At 55.2% G+C, this 14,629-nt stretch carries 11 protein-coding genes; 5 read left to right on the forward strand and 6 right to left on the reverse strand.

Annotation, left to right across the window (positions count from 1 at the left end):
• Together KK062_RS23540 and KK062_RS23545 are read right to left on the reverse strand one after the other, a co-directional pair.
• Window positions 1-267 (reverse strand): 6-phosphofructokinase (locus tag KK062_RS23540; protein WP_254086818.1); only part of this gene is annotated, 267 nt, incomplete at its 3' end.
• A 35-nt stretch (window positions 268-302) separates the two neighbouring features.
• Window positions 303-1,253: an L-threonylcarbamoyladenylate synthase gene (locus tag KK062_RS23545; protein WP_254086819.1), complete on the reverse strand. Its 951-nt coding sequence runs from the start codon at window positions 1,251-1,253 to the stop codon at window positions 303-305.
• Between the two features lie 81 nt (window positions 1,254-1,334).
• Between KK062_RS23545 and KK062_RS23550 the strand changes: the two genes are divergently transcribed.
• Window positions 1,335-1,496, forward strand: coding sequence for a hypothetical protein (locus tag KK062_RS23550; RefSeq protein WP_254086820.1), 162 nt, complete (start codon window positions 1,335-1,337; stop codon window positions 1,494-1,496).
• A 2-nt stretch (window positions 1,497-1,498) separates the two neighbouring features.
• Here KK062_RS23550 and KK062_RS23555 read toward each other — a convergent pair whose 3' ends face one another.
• From KK062_RS23555 to KK062_RS30990, 4 genes are all read right to left on the reverse strand, one after another.
• Window positions 1,499-2,038 carry an NUDIX hydrolase gene (locus KK062_RS23555; protein ID WP_254086821.1) on the reverse strand — a complete coding sequence of 180 codons (540 nt, stop codon included), beginning with the start codon at window positions 2,036-2,038 and terminating at the stop codon, window positions 1,499-1,501.
• Window positions 2,039-2,117: 79 nt separating this feature from the next.
• A complete protein-coding gene (locus tag KK062_RS23560) occupies window positions 2,118-2,465 on the reverse strand; it encodes a hypothetical protein (protein ID WP_254086822.1) in 348 nt (115 codons plus the stop codon).
• Between the two features lie 57 nt (window positions 2,466-2,522).
• Window positions 2,523-4,166 carry a beta-N-acetylhexosaminidase gene (locus KK062_RS23565; RefSeq protein WP_254086823.1) on the reverse strand — a complete coding sequence of 548 codons (1,644 nt, stop codon included), beginning with the start codon at window positions 4,164-4,166 and terminating at the stop codon, window positions 2,523-2,525.
• Window positions 4,167-4,343: 177 nt separating this feature from the next.
• Window positions 4,344-9,671 (reverse strand): PKD domain-containing protein, encoded by a 5,328-nt coding sequence (locus tag KK062_RS30990; protein ID WP_254086824.1) that lies wholly within the window; start codon window positions 9,669-9,671, stop codon window positions 4,344-4,346.
• 312 nt (window positions 9,672-9,983) lie between these two features.
• Here KK062_RS30990 and KK062_RS23575 point away from each other — a divergent pair, with 312 nt between their 5' ends.
• The 4 genes from KK062_RS23575 to argC all read left to right on the forward strand — a co-directional run bounded on the left by KK062_RS23575 (window position 9,984) and on the right by argC (window position 14,591).
• A complete protein-coding gene (locus KK062_RS23575; protein ID WP_254086825.1) occupies window positions 9,984-11,027 on the forward strand; it encodes a PorP/SprF family type IX secretion system membrane protein in 1,044 nt (347 codons plus the stop codon).
• 498 nt (window positions 11,028-11,525) lie between these two features.
• Entirely contained in the window at window positions 11,526-12,335 is an 810-nt protein-coding gene (locus KK062_RS23580) for a GNAT family N-acetyltransferase (protein ID WP_254086826.1), read from the forward strand.
• Between the two features lie 83 nt (window positions 12,336-12,418).
• Window positions 12,419-13,624, forward strand: a complete 1,206-nt coding sequence (gene argG / locus KK062_RS23585) for an argininosuccinate synthase (RefSeq protein ID WP_254086827.1) — start codon at window positions 12,419-12,421, stop codon at window positions 13,622-13,624.
• Entirely contained in the window at window positions 13,614-14,591 is a 978-nt protein-coding gene (gene argC, locus KK062_RS23590; protein ID WP_254086828.1) for an N-acetyl-gamma-glutamyl-phosphate reductase, read from the forward strand. Before argG ends, argC begins: the two co-directional genes overlap by 11 nt.
• Window positions 14,592-14,629 lie beyond the last annotated feature (38 nt).

The raw sequence follows: 14,629 nt of genomic DNA on the forward strand, positions 1-14,629 counted from the left end.
TTGTACCACGGGGAAGTTCAGCGGGTTGCCTTTGTTGGTGGTTTTCAGGATGGTGCCACCTTTGACGTGAATGCCGGCCGTTACTTTGCTGGTGAGCTTAATAAGCTCTTGCGGGTCGTTGAACACGCCGTTAAACGCTTCCACACTGCCATATACTTCCCAGCCCTTTTCTTTGCGGGCGCGCTTCGCCACACCGCGGATAACAGCGTTTAGTCCAGGACAGTCGCCCCCTCCGGTGAGGACGAGTAGTTTCTTAGGTTTTTCCATAGCGTTGCGTCTTACGACGTTTAAAGTATGCAATTTTAGTTAACCGCGGCGGCGCGGCGCAAGCGGTCGTTGATGGCGCGTCCCAGGCCCTCGTCGGGCACCAGCTCGGCCAGGATAAAGTCTACCGGCATTTTGTCAAAGGCACGCAACGCTGTGAACAGCTGCTGCGCCGCTTCCGTCAGGCTACCGGCAGGCGAGAGAATGAATTGATAGGGGGAGTTGAAATCGGCTTGAAAGGTCAGCAGTGCCGAGCGGTGCGCGGGGTACTGTTGCAGCAATTCTTCGATTGTGCCCAGGATCAGGCGCTTGCCCGGAGCATAGTGGCTCTTGAGCTGGCCCGGCGCCTTGGGGTTGGACGACGAATGGGCTTGTACCTGTACCGGACCGACTACCCGCCCGATGTCTTCGAGGCTCAGGCCGCCCATGCGGTATATAGTCGTCTGGCCGTTTTCGACACCGACGATCGTTGACTCGATGCCGACACGGCAGGGACCGCCATCCAGAATATAGGGTATACGGTCGCCGAGCTGATCGTTGACGTGCTGGGGCGTGACGGGGCTTACATACCCGAAGGGATTGGCGCTGGGTGCGGCTAACGGAAAGGGTAGCATTTCGAGTAGCTGTCGGGTCAGGGCATGGTCGGGGCAACGAATGCCGACGGTGTCCAGTCCTGCGGTGACAAGGTCGGGTATGATGGCGCGTTTTTTCAGCACCAGGGTGAGGGGGCCGGGCCAGAATCGTTCGGCCAGGGCGCGCAGCGTGTCGGGTACTTCTTCCGCATATTCGTGTACGCGCGCCAGGTTGGGGACATGCACGATGAGCGGATCGAACTGCGGGCGGTTCTTTACCGTAAAGATGCGGGTGACGGCCGGGACCGACAATGCATTGGCCGCCAGCCCATAGACGGTTTCCGTCGGAATCGCCACCACCTGGGTTTCTTCGAGTAGGGCCTTGGCTATGCCGATGTCTGTTCCGATTTCCGCCATGGCCCCAAAACTACCTTTTTTTCTTTTCTGCTAAAACCATCACCTTTACACCTGTTAAATTGTAAACACGATATACCTGCCATGAGCAACAAAACGCGATCTGTTTTAAAAATTATAGCCATTATTCTCGCTGCGCTGGCCGTGCTGATGTACATGGGCTGGGTGGCCATCCCCTTTATCTCGGTGTATAAATTCTGGATGGTGACCGCAGGCTTCGTGCTGCTGCTCATCAGCAGCAAATAACGTTAGTCCCGCAGCTTTTCGCGCATGCGCTCCATCGAGCGCTGGGTGGTGTAGTCGGTCAGCCTGTCAAGGGCTACCCACTGCAGATCATTTGACTCGTGGGTAATGACCAGAGGCTCGTGACGGTCGGCTTCCAGTAGAAACCGTACATCGAAATGCAGGTGTTCGGGAAAATCTTTCCGCGCCGGTATGGTGTGAATGTCGATGTCAAAGATGACAGGTGTGCGAAGTCGCAGGCTTTTTAGACCGGTCTCTTCCGAAGCTTCACGCAGGGCTACCTGTTGCACGTCGGGGTCGCCGTCGGCGTGGCCACCGGGTTGCAGCCATTTGTTGAGCTTGGCGTGGTGGGTGAGCAGTACAACCTTTGTCGCGCTATCGACGATCCAGGCGGAGCCCGTAATGTGGCCGGGCAGGTGGTCGCGGTGAAAGGCACGCGGATGGGTGAGCAAGGAAAGAAATTGCTCGCGAAACGCCAGCTCTTCCGCAAAGTGGCTGCTGTAAGCTTGTAAGGTTTCGTGCAGGAGGGGTACGATAGATGGCATGGTGTGTGTCGGTGAGAAAAAAATAAACCTCCCGCCGGTAGCCGACGGGAGGTGGAGCCTGCGTTGCAGTATAAAGTCGTTACTGGATGACGACCGTTACTTTGTTGATGCGGTTCGCTTCCAGCTTGCCGGTTTGCTCGCCGCCGCCAAAGTTATCTTTGTCGTCTTTCTTGGCCAGTACATAATACGATACGGCTTTCAGCTCTTTCAGTTTCACCACGCCTTTGGCATCGGTCACACCTTGTGCCGCGACGTTGGTTTCGTTCTTATAGTCTTCTTCGGTCTCAAAAAGCTGCACGCTAACACCTTGCTCGGTGTTGCCCAACTCGTTGCGAATGGTTACGGTGAGCTGTGTTTTGATAATTTGAAAGCTCATGGCCACCAGCACAATGGCAGCGGCTCCCAGGAGTTTAAATGATTGTTTCATAGTCGAAAAATATACGTTTAATCCCTAAACCCCATCAAAAATAGGGCCTGTCAACATTTATTTCTTTGAGACCGTGCTGTCAGCGGCGTGCTGCAGGTGTTTGGCATAGTGCACATCCCAGGCGTCGAGATGTTTAAAGTGGGTATCGAGACGGGTCAAAAAGTCCTCATAGTTGCGGTTCTCTTTCGCCGTCCACGCGACCTCCGCCATGGCGCAGGCACGCGGGTACATCATATATTCCACGTGCTCGGGGGTAGGAATATATTCGGTCCACAGGTTGGCCTGAACACCCAGGATATGCTTTGCCTCGTCGGCGGTCAGCACGGCGGGGATGGGCTCGTAGGAATATACTTTGCTCACGGGCAGGTAGCCACCAATGGCCAAGGGCTCGTTCTCGCTGGTGGTGTCCTGGTAGTAGTCGAAATAACACCATCCCGTCGGCGTCATGATCACGTCGTGGTTTTGCCTGGCAGCCGCGATACCACCTTCTTCGCCACGCCAGCTCATGACGGTGGCGTTTGGTGCCAGGCCGCCTTCCAGGATCTCATCCCAACCAATGATCTGGCGGTCTTTGCTATTGATGTATTTTTCAATGCGCTGAATGAAGTAGCTCTGCAGCTCGTGCGTGTTCTTACGGTTCTCTGCCTTCATGCGTTTTTTGCAATGCGGGCAGACCTCCCATTTGTCTTTCGGGCACTCGTCGCCACCGATGTGAATATACTTGCTGGGGAATAGCGTGATGACTTCGTCGAGTACACCTTCCAGGAAAGTGAATGTCTCTTCCTTACCGGCGCAGAATACATCGTCGAATACCCCAAACGTGGTGGCGGCCTGGTAGGGGCCACCGGTACAACCCAGCTCGGGATAGGCAGACAAGGCTGCCAGCGCATGGCCGGGCATTTCTATTTCGGGGATGATGGTCACGTAACGATCAGCCGCATATTTGATGATGTCTTTTACCTCTTCTTGCGTGTAGTAGCCACCGTAGCGTTTGCCGTCGAAGTCTTTCGGGTTCTTGGGATCGGCGTCACGTGCGTGACCAATCACCGTCTCTTTACGGTATGCTGCAATCTCTTGCAGCTTCGGATATTTTTTGATCTCGATACGCCAGCCCTGGTCTTCGGTCAGGTGCCAGTGAAAGCGGTTAAACTTGTGGTGTGCCAGCAGGTCGATATACTTCTTGATAAAGTCGGGTGGGAACATGTGGCGGCTTACGTCCAGGTGCAGGCCACGATAGGCAAAGCGCGGTTGATCGGTGATGGTCACATACGGTACTGTCTTACCGTTTTCGGGAATGAGCTGCAATAAGGTCTGTATGCCGTAGAACAACCCGGCGCCGGCGGCGGCAGTGAGGCTTACGCCTTTTTCATCGACTACCAGTGTATAGCCTTCGTTTCCAAGCGCTGGATCTTCGGCGGTATAGAAGGCGATCTTATCGGCGTCGTCCGAGAACTCGGTTACCGTGGCGTTGAGATTTTTGGTTTTGAGAAATTCTGCCAGCAAGTTACCGACGTTCTTTTCGTCGGCGGTCCTGGCGATGATGGCGATCTTCTTATTGTCCCAGTCGAGCACTTCGGTGCCGGGAGTAAGGGAAGCAGGTTTAGGAATGATGTGGAAGTCGGCGGGGTCGACTGGCTTTTTCTCCTTGGCACATGCTGCCAGCAGCAGCCACGCCAGGGCGACATAGAGTAGTTTTTTCATAGGTGTAGTGAATCCAGGATTGTGTTCCTTGCATAGTTAGAGAAACAATCTTCAATAACCAATGAAGCGCGCAAGTGTGTCTGTGTGCTTCTGATGAGGGGTAAAAAAGAACCGGGCTCCGGCATCAGAGATGCGCGGAGCCCGGTAGATATGTGTCAGCAGTGACCGTGTCGCGTGTTATCGCAACAGCAATACGCCGCCGCGTTTTTCGCGAACAGGGGCGTTTTCCTCTTCGCTTTTATACTTCAATACATACGTGTATGTGCCGGCGGGCATCAGCTGGCCTGCATTGTTTTTATAGCCACCGTTCCAGTTAAATGCCAGGTCACTGGATTCATAGACCATTTCTCCCCAGCGGTTGAAGATATATACCTGGAAGTTTTCTTCCGATACATAGAATGTGAAGACTTGGAACATCTGGTTGGCGTTCAATCCGCTGGTAGGACGGAAGGCGTTCGGCGCGCTGATGACCGGCTCGCAGTCCACTTCGACAATGGCGTCGTCGGAGGTCTCGCAACCGAATTGGTTCTCCAGGCGCACGCGGTAGCGACCGGCTGCGCTGGCAATATAGGCCGTGTCGTAGAAGTTGAGCGACGACTCGCTGGTGCCGACGAGCTCGTACCAATCGTAGCTGGCAAAGCCAGGCCCCGGATAAAGCGTGGCTGTCTGAACATTGACAGGTGCGCCCGGGTCGGGACAGATCACGAAGTTGTCTTGCATGAGGCCCGGCGAAGCAGGCGCCAGGAAAATCTGCAACGTGGCAGAGGCATCGCAGCGACCGTCGCTTACGTGGACTCCGTAGAGACCTGCAGCGCGCTGGTCGGCAAGCTGTGCGGTGGTTTGGCCGCTGATGTCGGTGCTGTTCAATGACCATTGATAGGTTAACACGTCGCGGCTAGGTTGTGCCACGAGTGTGAACGGAGCGTTGTCGCACGGCGGGCTGGTAGGCGGTGCAATCACCACTGTCAGCGGGCCGAGGAGACGTACATCTTCTAAGACTGCATCCGGGTTGCCGAAACAGCCCGACGTGGGGTTTTGCACGCGCAATGTATAGTCGCCTTCCACCGTAGCAACGAGCTGCATGCCGGAAGCGGAAATGCCGCTGCCAGGAGGGCCAGTCCAGGTATAGAAGTAACTGGCAGGTGGTTGTACGCTGTTCACGGTACCGGTCAGGATAACAGGATTGGTACAAGGGTCGTACGGGAGGATTTCGGGAAAGAACGCAGGTTCGATCGAGATATTGGCCGTTGCATTTGTCGGACAGTTCGTTCCGTCGTCGATTAACACAGTCACCGCGTATTGTCCCGGAGTAACCGTTGCCACAGGAATCGTTTGGCCCGTGCCCGCTATGCCAGCCGGGACACTGCTCCAGGTATAGCTCACCGCTCCGGCCGGTAAAGCCGTGAGCTGTTGCGTTGTACAAAGCGCGCTGACGTCAATACTTGCGTTCGGGATTTGAGGGCCCTGATTCAGGGTGATGGATGCGCCTGTCGGACAGCCCGCAGGAGGTGCACCACCAATGTATACGGTTATGTTATAGTTACCCGGAGGCAATGCCTGGGCGGTCTGGAAGCTTAATCCAGCCGCAGGTACATTTTGCGGTGCTCCAATTGCCGCTCCGGTACCGGCATCCTGTATGATATATACATCCGCGGTGGAGAACGGCGAGGTTGTCGAGGTGATCGTGACTTGCTGCGGCTGCGTGAGGCAGACTGTTGTATTCACATCCGTAATCGTGGGTGTACCAATGCCATTGATCGTTTCCGTGGCGCCGGCAGGGCAGCCCGAGGCCTGATCATTCACGGTAATGGTATACGTACCGGGTGTCAGGCCCGTAAACGGACCCGTGATGGGCGAGCTACCGTTGGGGATCGCTGTCGGTCCGGTGAAACTATAAAAATAATTGGTGCTTTGTGTTACTACTGCTGTAAGCTGACCCGTGTTGGCCGCGCAGGCAATGGGGCCACCGGAAGTCAGCGTGACCGTGGGTGATTGGTTCACCGTAAACGTAATAGTGTCACGTGCAAAGCAGCCAGGAGGATTCGGGTCCGTATACGAAACGATGTACGTGAATGTACCCGGAGCCGAAAAGTCTACCGGCTGTGTCGGACCGGAGTTGCCCAGGTTGGCACCGTTCAACGACCATTGGTGGTTGTTAATGTTAATGTTGGTGTTCAATGTCTGGCCGGTGTTGGGCGCCGCACAGACAATAGCATCCGGGCCGAGGTTGATCGTAACGAGGGCCGGGTTTACACGGATCGTACCTTCTACACTACAGCCGGTGGCCGTGCTGGTCACGGTAACGAAGTACGTGCGTGCTTCGCTGATGGTAAGGGTTTCGGTTGTCTGTCCATCTTCCCACAGGTATGTCAGGCCCGGAGTATCCGTCGGGTTTGCATCGATCACCATGGGCGGTTGACACAGCGACAGGACTGTAGACGGATCGGGTGGCAGCGGGTTGATGATCACTGTATCACGCATGATGGCTACAGGGCCGATGCAGCGGTTGCTGATGCTCAGCACCACGTAATATGTCCCGGGGTTGGCGTAGGTATGTTCTACTTCGGTCAGGTTGATGCCCGACTCGCCGCCACCATCACCAAAGGACCATGTGAGCACGTCGATCGGGTCGGTGCCGGAGCCGGTAAAGTTCGTGGGTGATCCTAAACACTCGCCGGTATGCGCAATGGAAGGTCCCTGTGGCGCATCCGAAATGATCTGTATAAAGTTCGGCAGGCCCAGGCGGCTCACCGTTCCACCCACCAGCGGGAACGCATCAATTTGGAAAGTCGATGCCCGCGCGGTATCCGGTACGACGGTGATTACGCCCAGGGCGGGCTGGTCCTTGACCGCGACATAGATCTGTTGATCCGGGCCCATCACAATGGCACCCAACCCTTGCGGATAGTCGGCATCAGACATGCGCGGCGTGGCGCTCGGCTGGCGTGGTATGCCCAGGGAGTCGAATGCGTATTCGTAGAGCTTGGAGGGAGAGCCCAATAACGATACATACAGTTTGTTACCACCGGCACCAAACTCGACACCATAAGCCTGACCGGCCGTGGTGTTCATGTTGATGGTGCGCAGGTTTGTTACCGTACCCGCCGAGTCGATGAAGTCAAAGACTTCGACGATGTTGGAAACCCCCGGCGTGGAGATCGGCACGGCCAGGCGGTTCTGCGGGCCGAGACGCATGTAGCCTTCTGCGTTGGCAGGGAAGGCAATGTTATGATCCGAGCCAATGCCCGAGAAGATCGGGTTGTCGATACCGGCGGTGGTAATGCGGTATGCACGGAAGATATTGTTACCGTACTCGTGCGCGATCAGCCAGTTCTCATTACCAGTGATGCGTTCGGTGCTCCGCGTAAAGAGTGTCACGTTTGACGCACGCAGGCCACCCGTCGGGAAGTTCAGCTTGATGTCGTAGAGCGAGTAGGCCAGGCGGTACGTACCTGTACCCGGAATCTCTTCGGTGGTAAAGATGTAGTATAACGTCTCGTCGCCGGGTACCGGAATGATCAGCGCTGCTTGCGAAGAGTTGCCGTTTAAGCCGCTGATGTTGGTGCCGACCACATCGAAGTCATGGTTCCAGACGGTGTTGCCATCGGTGAAAAAGATCACCTGGCCGTTGCGGTCGGAGATCGTGGAGGTTCCTTCCAGGGCGTCCATCACCGGGTTGCTAATGGCCTCGGGTGCTCCGGGCGGATTATCGAATACCGGGTTAAAGTCTATGCCTGCATTGTTACCAAAGTACCAGATGTTGGCACGTTGATCCTGTACGTTGTATTCTTTGATGTTTACGCCCGCGGAAGTCTGGCAGGCGCCGACGGTGGCCACCAGGAAATAATATCCGGCCGAGTCGGGCTGCAGCGTGGCCGTGGTGCCTGAAGACGGCGAGCCGATCGGGCCTGCAGGACCGTACCATTGCCAGCTTGGCGTTCCGCCGCTACCGGCGTTGATCTGTGCCGTCACGGTAAAGCGGTTACACGGGTTGACGCTGGAGGGCGGATTGGGGGGCAGGGGATTGGCCTTCGGGAACGGCAGCTCACAGCTACACGCGGTTGTGTCTTGCACCAGGCTGATCTGCGCGTCGAACGGTTGGATCGTTAACGGATGCTGAACGCTATCGACCTGACCGTTCAGATAAGCTTTCATGGTTACCGTGTAGTCACCTTCATCCGGGTAGTTATATACCGGGCTCCATTCGCTGGAGGTGCCGCCATCGCCAAAGTTCCACACGAGGCTGTCTGCCTGCGGCTTGACGGTGGGGAAGAACGAAATGTTGGAATTGGCGCAGGTACCGTCAATCGTAAAGTCCAGCATCCAGTTGACGCTGTCAAACGGTGCGAACGACGGGAACTGATGGGCGCCGAAGTTGCCGGTAAAGATGCTGGCATCGTAGTCTACTTCAGACGCTACGGTGTCGGTATTGGTAAAGCCGCCTAACAGTGTGTTGCCACCGGAGGCATAGAGGTAATACAGCACGCTGTCGGGGCCCATCTGCAAGCCGAAGCTCGCCGTAGGAGCAGACGCCGTGAGGACGGATGCCGGCGTCGGGGGCGGTACGGCGTCGGGTTTCAAATCGTATTGGACGACGTCACCTGCGCCACCGGTGGTGCGCGATGCGTAGAGGTAGCGGCCGCTGCTGCTGAACTCAGTATCGTAGATGCCGTTGGCTGTCGGAGATGTGGAGTTAGGCACTGACGTAACGGCAAGTGTTGGCAGGGTTTGGGGCGCCGGGGCGACCCGGGCCGGCGGGAACGTGATGGTGGCCAGCTCGATGCTGCGGCCTGCTTCGCCCGGCGAGACGCCCAGGGTTTGCGTGGCCGGATGATAGGAGAAGTTGACGGCATTGTTGATTGTACCCGCCGGCACCGGACCGATGTAGTTCACACCGAAGTTGTCAATTTTGACAAAGTGGTAGGTCGCTGATGCGGAAGCATGCAGCACCAGCCAGTAGCCGTTCGAGTTGGGATCAGGAAGCATGATCATGCCTTCGGACAGACCGGTAGGTAATCCCGTGATGGTGTTGTTCACGCTCTCCAGCTCGCCTAGCGGCGGTTGGCCGAAGGTGGTACCGTTGCCCATGGCAGTAGAGTCAAATAAGGCGTATTGCACGCCGCCAACGGCGGTGGCATAGAAGATGTAGTACTCGCCGGGGAACGAGGAATTTTTACAGACCGCCACCGATTGGTTGCGGGTGTTAATACCGCTCATCGGACCGCCTGGCGCGACCTGGTGGGAGGCATCGATGACGTTCACGCCGTCGGTATAAAACAACAGCGTACCCGTGTACGGATCAGAGACGACCGCCGTACCACCGGCACCCGTGCCGAAAGGACCGGTGTAGCGGTTGGTGATGAGTGAAACGGAATTGTCGCCGCGGCTAAACCGTATGCCCCGGGTGCCAAAGTACCAGTTGTGCCCGGAAAAGTTCTGGGCATAGGTACCGGCGGGGATGACGGTGGCCAACAAGAAGATCAGTCGATAGAAATATTTGGTCACGTTCCTCAGATTTTGAAGGGTTCGAACTTACAAAGGGGTACAATAAATTGTCAAATGTAAAACGCTCAAGTTGTTTTAAAGTATACAATTTGGGTTAAATAATGCGTTAATGGAAATGCGCTTACCGGGATTACCGCCGGTTGGCTGTCGGGTTGGGAAGGTGAGTTTCCGGGTGGCGTTTTGGATCTGATAAAACGTCCTGGTGTCGGCTTTTCCCGCCGGTAGTCAACAATTAACGGTTAACCTGTAAGGGATAACGGATAACTTTTCATTAATTTGCCTCAAGTGCTTACTCTAAAAAGAACGTTTTTAATGTACAGGATCATCCTGCTCTCGTGCGCATTAATACTGGTGTTGGAAGGTGCGGTAACTGCTCAGGACCCCCAATTTTCGCAGTTTTATGCTGCGCCCCTTTACCTGAACCCCGCCCTGGCGGGCGCCACAAACCAGGCCCGTGCAGGCCTGAACTACCGCAACCAGTGGCCTTCGATCGATGCCAACTTCACCACCTTGTCGGCGTACTTCGACTACTTTATCGAAGACTACAACAGTGGAATAGGGGTGATCTTGTCGCAGGACCGCGAAGGGCTTGCCGGCCTCCGGTCACTAAGCCTGGGCTTGCAGTATTCGTATGAGCTGTCGATTACCAAAGAGCTGGGCTTCCGGCCCGGTGTGCAGATCGGCATCTTTAACCGCGACGTAAACTTCGACAAGCTTACCTTTGGCGATCAGTATGACCCCAGCACCGGTCAGCTCATCAGCCAGCAAACTGCGGAGACCTTCCAGACACAATCTGCCAGGACGTTTGTAGACCTGTCGTTCGGCGGTGTATTCTTCACCAAGAGCGCCTGGCTGGGGGTGTCAGCATGGCACCTGACCCAACCGAATCAAAGCCTGATCGGTGAAGAAAGCAAGCTGCCCGTGAAGTTGTCGCTGCACGGTGGCTTTAAGTTCTTTATGAAGCCCGGCACGACCGGCTCGGGCGTATATGCCCGCAAGGCCGAGCGCAGCATCTCGCCGGCGTTTCAGTATCGCCACCAGGGCGAATGGGACCAAATGGACCTCGGCTTGTACTTCACCTTCGAGCCGCTGGTGCTCGGTACGTGGTACCGTGGCGTGCCCTTCAAGAAGGTGGGCGACGCGGTGAACAACGAATCGATCGTGCTGCTGATCGGCTTTACGCAGATTGGTGCGAAGGATGCGATCAACATTGGTTACAGCTATGACTACACGATTTCGAAGCTCGGCACCGGTAGTGGTGGAGCGCATGAATTCAGTCTCGTGTACACGTGGCCGATGCGGAACCCGCGGAAGCCGCCGAAGGATAAGCTGATGATTCCGTGCCCGGATTTTTAAACACTTTATGAAAGCCGTCTCAGTTCGCTGTAGACGGCTTTTTTTTCCTTAGAGTAAACAAGTTTTCGGGTAATAGGGGGTGATTCCAACCTAGCCCTTGTTAGGTGTAAAAATATTTTTAAAGTTTGACCCGTAAAAGTTTGCCATAAACCAAACTTTTCCGTTTAATTTTGCATTTACGAATAACAAATAAATTAAAACTGAATGGGTTTCATCTAACGTTCACATTTAACGCTTGATAAGAAATTGAAAACATTGTTCACCATAGTATCTGCGGCCAAGGCTGCTCTCCAATCTTCAAGAACATTCCGGTTCTTAAACACTGTCTGCATGGTGACCAGACGACCCCGACCCGTACGCTTCGCGCGGATCTGATACCTCCATCACACAACATTTGGTTGATAGACGTGATGTCCGGGATATCACGCCTTTTGTGCTTTTAGGCACGTGCTTTTAAGCATTGGTGTTTTCATCATTCAAATTTTAATCGCAATCACTTTGGAAAAGCATAATCTCATTGTCCGACTGGCAACAGTAGACGACAAACACTACGCAGAGACGATCGTTACGGAGATGGCAGAATCTGCCAAGGCTCGTGGCACCGGTATCGCCAAGCGCTCGCCGGACTACATCGTTAAGAAAATGGAGGAGGGTAAGGCCGTCATTGCCCTGGCGCCGGATGGTACGTGGGCCGGTTTCTGTTATATCGAAGAATGGCAGCACGGGAAATACGTGGCCAACTCAGGCCTGATCGTATCACCTTCGTTCCGGAAGACGGGCGTTGCCACCGACATCAAGCGTACGGTGTTTGCGCTGTCCCGCAAGAAATATCCCGATGCGAAGATCTTTGGTCTGACGACTGGCCTGGCCGTGATGAAGATCAACTCTGATCTCGGCTATGAGCCCGTAACGTATTCCGAGCTTACGACCGACGAGGAGTTCTGGAAAGGCTGCCAAAGCTGTGTGAACTACGAGATTCTGATGAGCAAGGGTCGTAAAAACTGTATGTGTACAGCGATGCTGTTCGACCCGGCAGAGGCTGAGGCGAAGCTGAAGGAGGCTGAAGCAAAACGTACTGCCGAGCAGACGGCAGAAGCTCCCAAAGCGGCGGAGACCCTGGTCACGCCGGAAGGCGAGCTGGTGACCACACACCGCCACCGCGAGTTCAAGGGCAACGCGAAGCTGTTCGAGCGATGGATGCGCTTCAAACAGTTTGTTTTGCTGAAGTCGTTCCGTAAGAAGGATGAGAAGAAGGACGACGGCAGTAAGGACAAGAAGTCGCTGTTGAGCTTTTTCTTCTTCTGGTAAGCAAGAAGACTATTTCGTAGAAACCTTAAACTTTAACATAACCAGCCGGAAGCTTGCAAGCCCACGGCGCTTCAACCGGAGAGATGAGCAAAAAGAAAGTCGTATTAGCGTTTAGCGGAGGATTGGATACCTCTTACTGTGTCAAGTACCTCGGCGAGGAAAAAGGATTTGAAGTACACACCATCACCGTGAACACGGGTGGTTTTAACGAGCAGGAAATCCAGGAGATCGAGACCCGCGCCCGTACCCTGGGTGTGGCTTCGCACAAGACCGTCGACGAGACCCGCAACTATTACGATAAGGTTATACGCTACCTGGTGTATGGCAACATTCTGAAAAATAACACTTATCCACTCAGCGTAAGCGCGGAGCGGATGTCGCAAGCGCTGGCCGTAGCCACCTACGCCCGCGAGGTGAAGGCCGATGCCGTAGCACACGGCAGCACCGGCGCCGGCAACGACCAGGTTCGTTTTGATATGATCCTCAATATTCTCGTGCCCGGCATCGAGATCATCACGCCCATCCGCGAGCTGAAGCTTTCGCGCGAAGAGGAAATTGCGTACCTGCAGTCGAAAGGCGTGCAGATGAATTTTACCAAAGCCATGTACTCGGTCAACAAAGGCATCTGGGGTACATCGGTGGGTGGTAAAGAAACATTGAAGTCGCTCGGTACGCTTCCCGAAGAGGCATGGCCCACGCAAGTGACGCAAACCGGTACCGAGACCGTTACACTCGCCTTTGAAAAAGGCGAGCTGAAGAAAGTGAACGACAAGGCGTTCGCACACCCTACTGAAGCAATTCAATATCTGCAAGGCATTGCCGGCCCGTACGGTATTGGCCGCGATATACACGTGGGCGATACCATCATTGGTATCAAGGGCCGCGTGGGTTTTGAAGCCGCCGCACCCATGCTGGTGCTGAAAGGCCACCATGCCCTCGAGAAGCACGTGCTTACCAAATGGCAACTGAGCTGGAAAGACCAGTTGGCGCAGTTCTACGGAAACTGGCTGCACGAAGGCCAGTACCTCGACCCCATCATGCGCGACATCGAAGCATTCCTGACCAACTCGCAACAGCATGTTACCGGCACGGTGCAGATCCAACTGCATCCCTACCGCTACCAGGTACTGGGCATCGAGTCGGCGTACGACCTCATGTCGGCGAAGTTCGGCAAGTACGGCGAGATGAACCTCGGCTGGACCGGCGACGATGTGATTGGGTTCACGAAGATTTTCGGTAACCAGACGGCCATTTATCACCAGGTAAAAGCAGACGTCGATGGCCACTAAGATCAAAGCAGGCATCGTCGGCGGTGCAGGCTATACCGGCGGCGAGACAATCCGCCTGCTGTTGAACCACCCGGATGTAGCGCTGACATTTGTACACAGCCGCAGTAATGCCGGCAACCCGCTGTATTCGGCACACGCCGATCTGCGGGGTGATACCGAGCTGACGTTTACCGACTCCCTGGCGCATACAGTAGACGTTGTTTTCCTGTGCCTGGGCCACGGGGAGAGCAAGAAGTTTTTGCAAGAGAATCCTTTTCCGGCCAGTGTCAGGATCATCGACCTGAGCCAGGACTTCCGACTGGGCGAGACGGTGGGCGACCGCACTTTTGTGTACGGTCTGCCCGAGTTAAATCGCGACGCCATTCGCCAGGCTTCCAATATTGCCAACCCCGGTTGTTTTGCCACGGCCATCCAGTTGGGCTTGCTGCCGCTCGCGAAGACGGGCGCGCTGGGCGAAGTATATGCCACGGGCATTACGGGTTCTACCGGCGCCGGGCAGAAGCTGCAAGACACCACACACTTTACGTGGCGCGCCAACAACATCTCGGCCTATAAAACGCTTACGCATCAGCACCTGCGCGAGATCAAACGCTCGGTGGCCCAGCTGCAGCCGGACTTTGCCGCGGCCATCAACTTTGTGCCGTGGCGCGGTGACTTTGCGCGTGGCATCTTTGTGAGCTCGGTGATCTCGACGGCGTTGTCGCTGGAAGAAGTGATCAAGGTATACCGCGACTTTTACCAGGGCCATCCTTTCACCGTCGTGTACGACGACGTCGTGGACATGAAGCAGGTGGTGAACACCAACAAGTGCCTCGTGGGCCTCGAGAAGGAGGGCGACAAGGTGGTGGTACATACCGCAATCGACAACCTGTTGAAAGGCGCTTCGGGACACGCCGTGCAGAACATGAACCTGATGTTTGGTTTGGAAGAAACGGCCGGGCTGAAGCTGAAGAGCATCGCCTTCTGATGACTACACATTCTCTTACCTATTTACTTCTTACTGTG

The organism is Dawidia cretensis, assembly GCF_018598175.1.
Lineage (GTDB): Bacteria > Bacteroidota > Bacteroidia > Cytophagales > Cyclobacteriaceae > Ohtaekwangia > Ohtaekwangia cretensis.

Excerpts from the sequence above, each read along its gene's own strand:
- KK062_RS23545 (WP_254086819.1), bottom strand. The coding sequence starts at position 1,253 with ATGGCGGAAATCGGAACAGACATCGGCATAGCCAAGGCCCTACTCGAA.
- KK062_RS23550 (WP_254086820.1), top strand. The coding sequence starts at position 1,335 with ATGAGCAACAAAACGCGATCTGTTTTAAAAATTATAGCCATTATTCTC.
- KK062_RS23555 (WP_254086821.1), bottom strand. The coding sequence starts at position 2,038 with ATGCCATCTATCGTACCCCTCCTGCACGAAACCTTACAAGCTTACAGC.
- KK062_RS23560 (WP_254086822.1), bottom strand. The coding sequence starts at position 2,465 with ATGAAACAATCATTTAAACTCCTGGGAGCCGCTGCCATTGTGCTGGTG.
- KK062_RS23565 (WP_254086823.1), bottom strand. The coding sequence starts at position 4,166 with ATGAAAAAACTACTCTATGTCGCCCTGGCGTGGCTGCTGCTGGCAGCA.
- KK062_RS23575 (WP_254086825.1), top strand. The coding sequence starts at position 9,984 with ATGTACAGGATCATCCTGCTCTCGTGCGCATTAATACTGGTGTTGGAA.
- argG (WP_254086827.1), top strand. The coding sequence starts at position 12,419 with ATGAGCAAAAAGAAAGTCGTATTAGCGTTTAGCGGAGGATTGGATACC.
- argC (WP_254086828.1), top strand. The coding sequence starts at position 13,614 with ATGGCCACTAAGATCAAAGCAGGCATCGTCGGCGGTGCAGGCTATACC.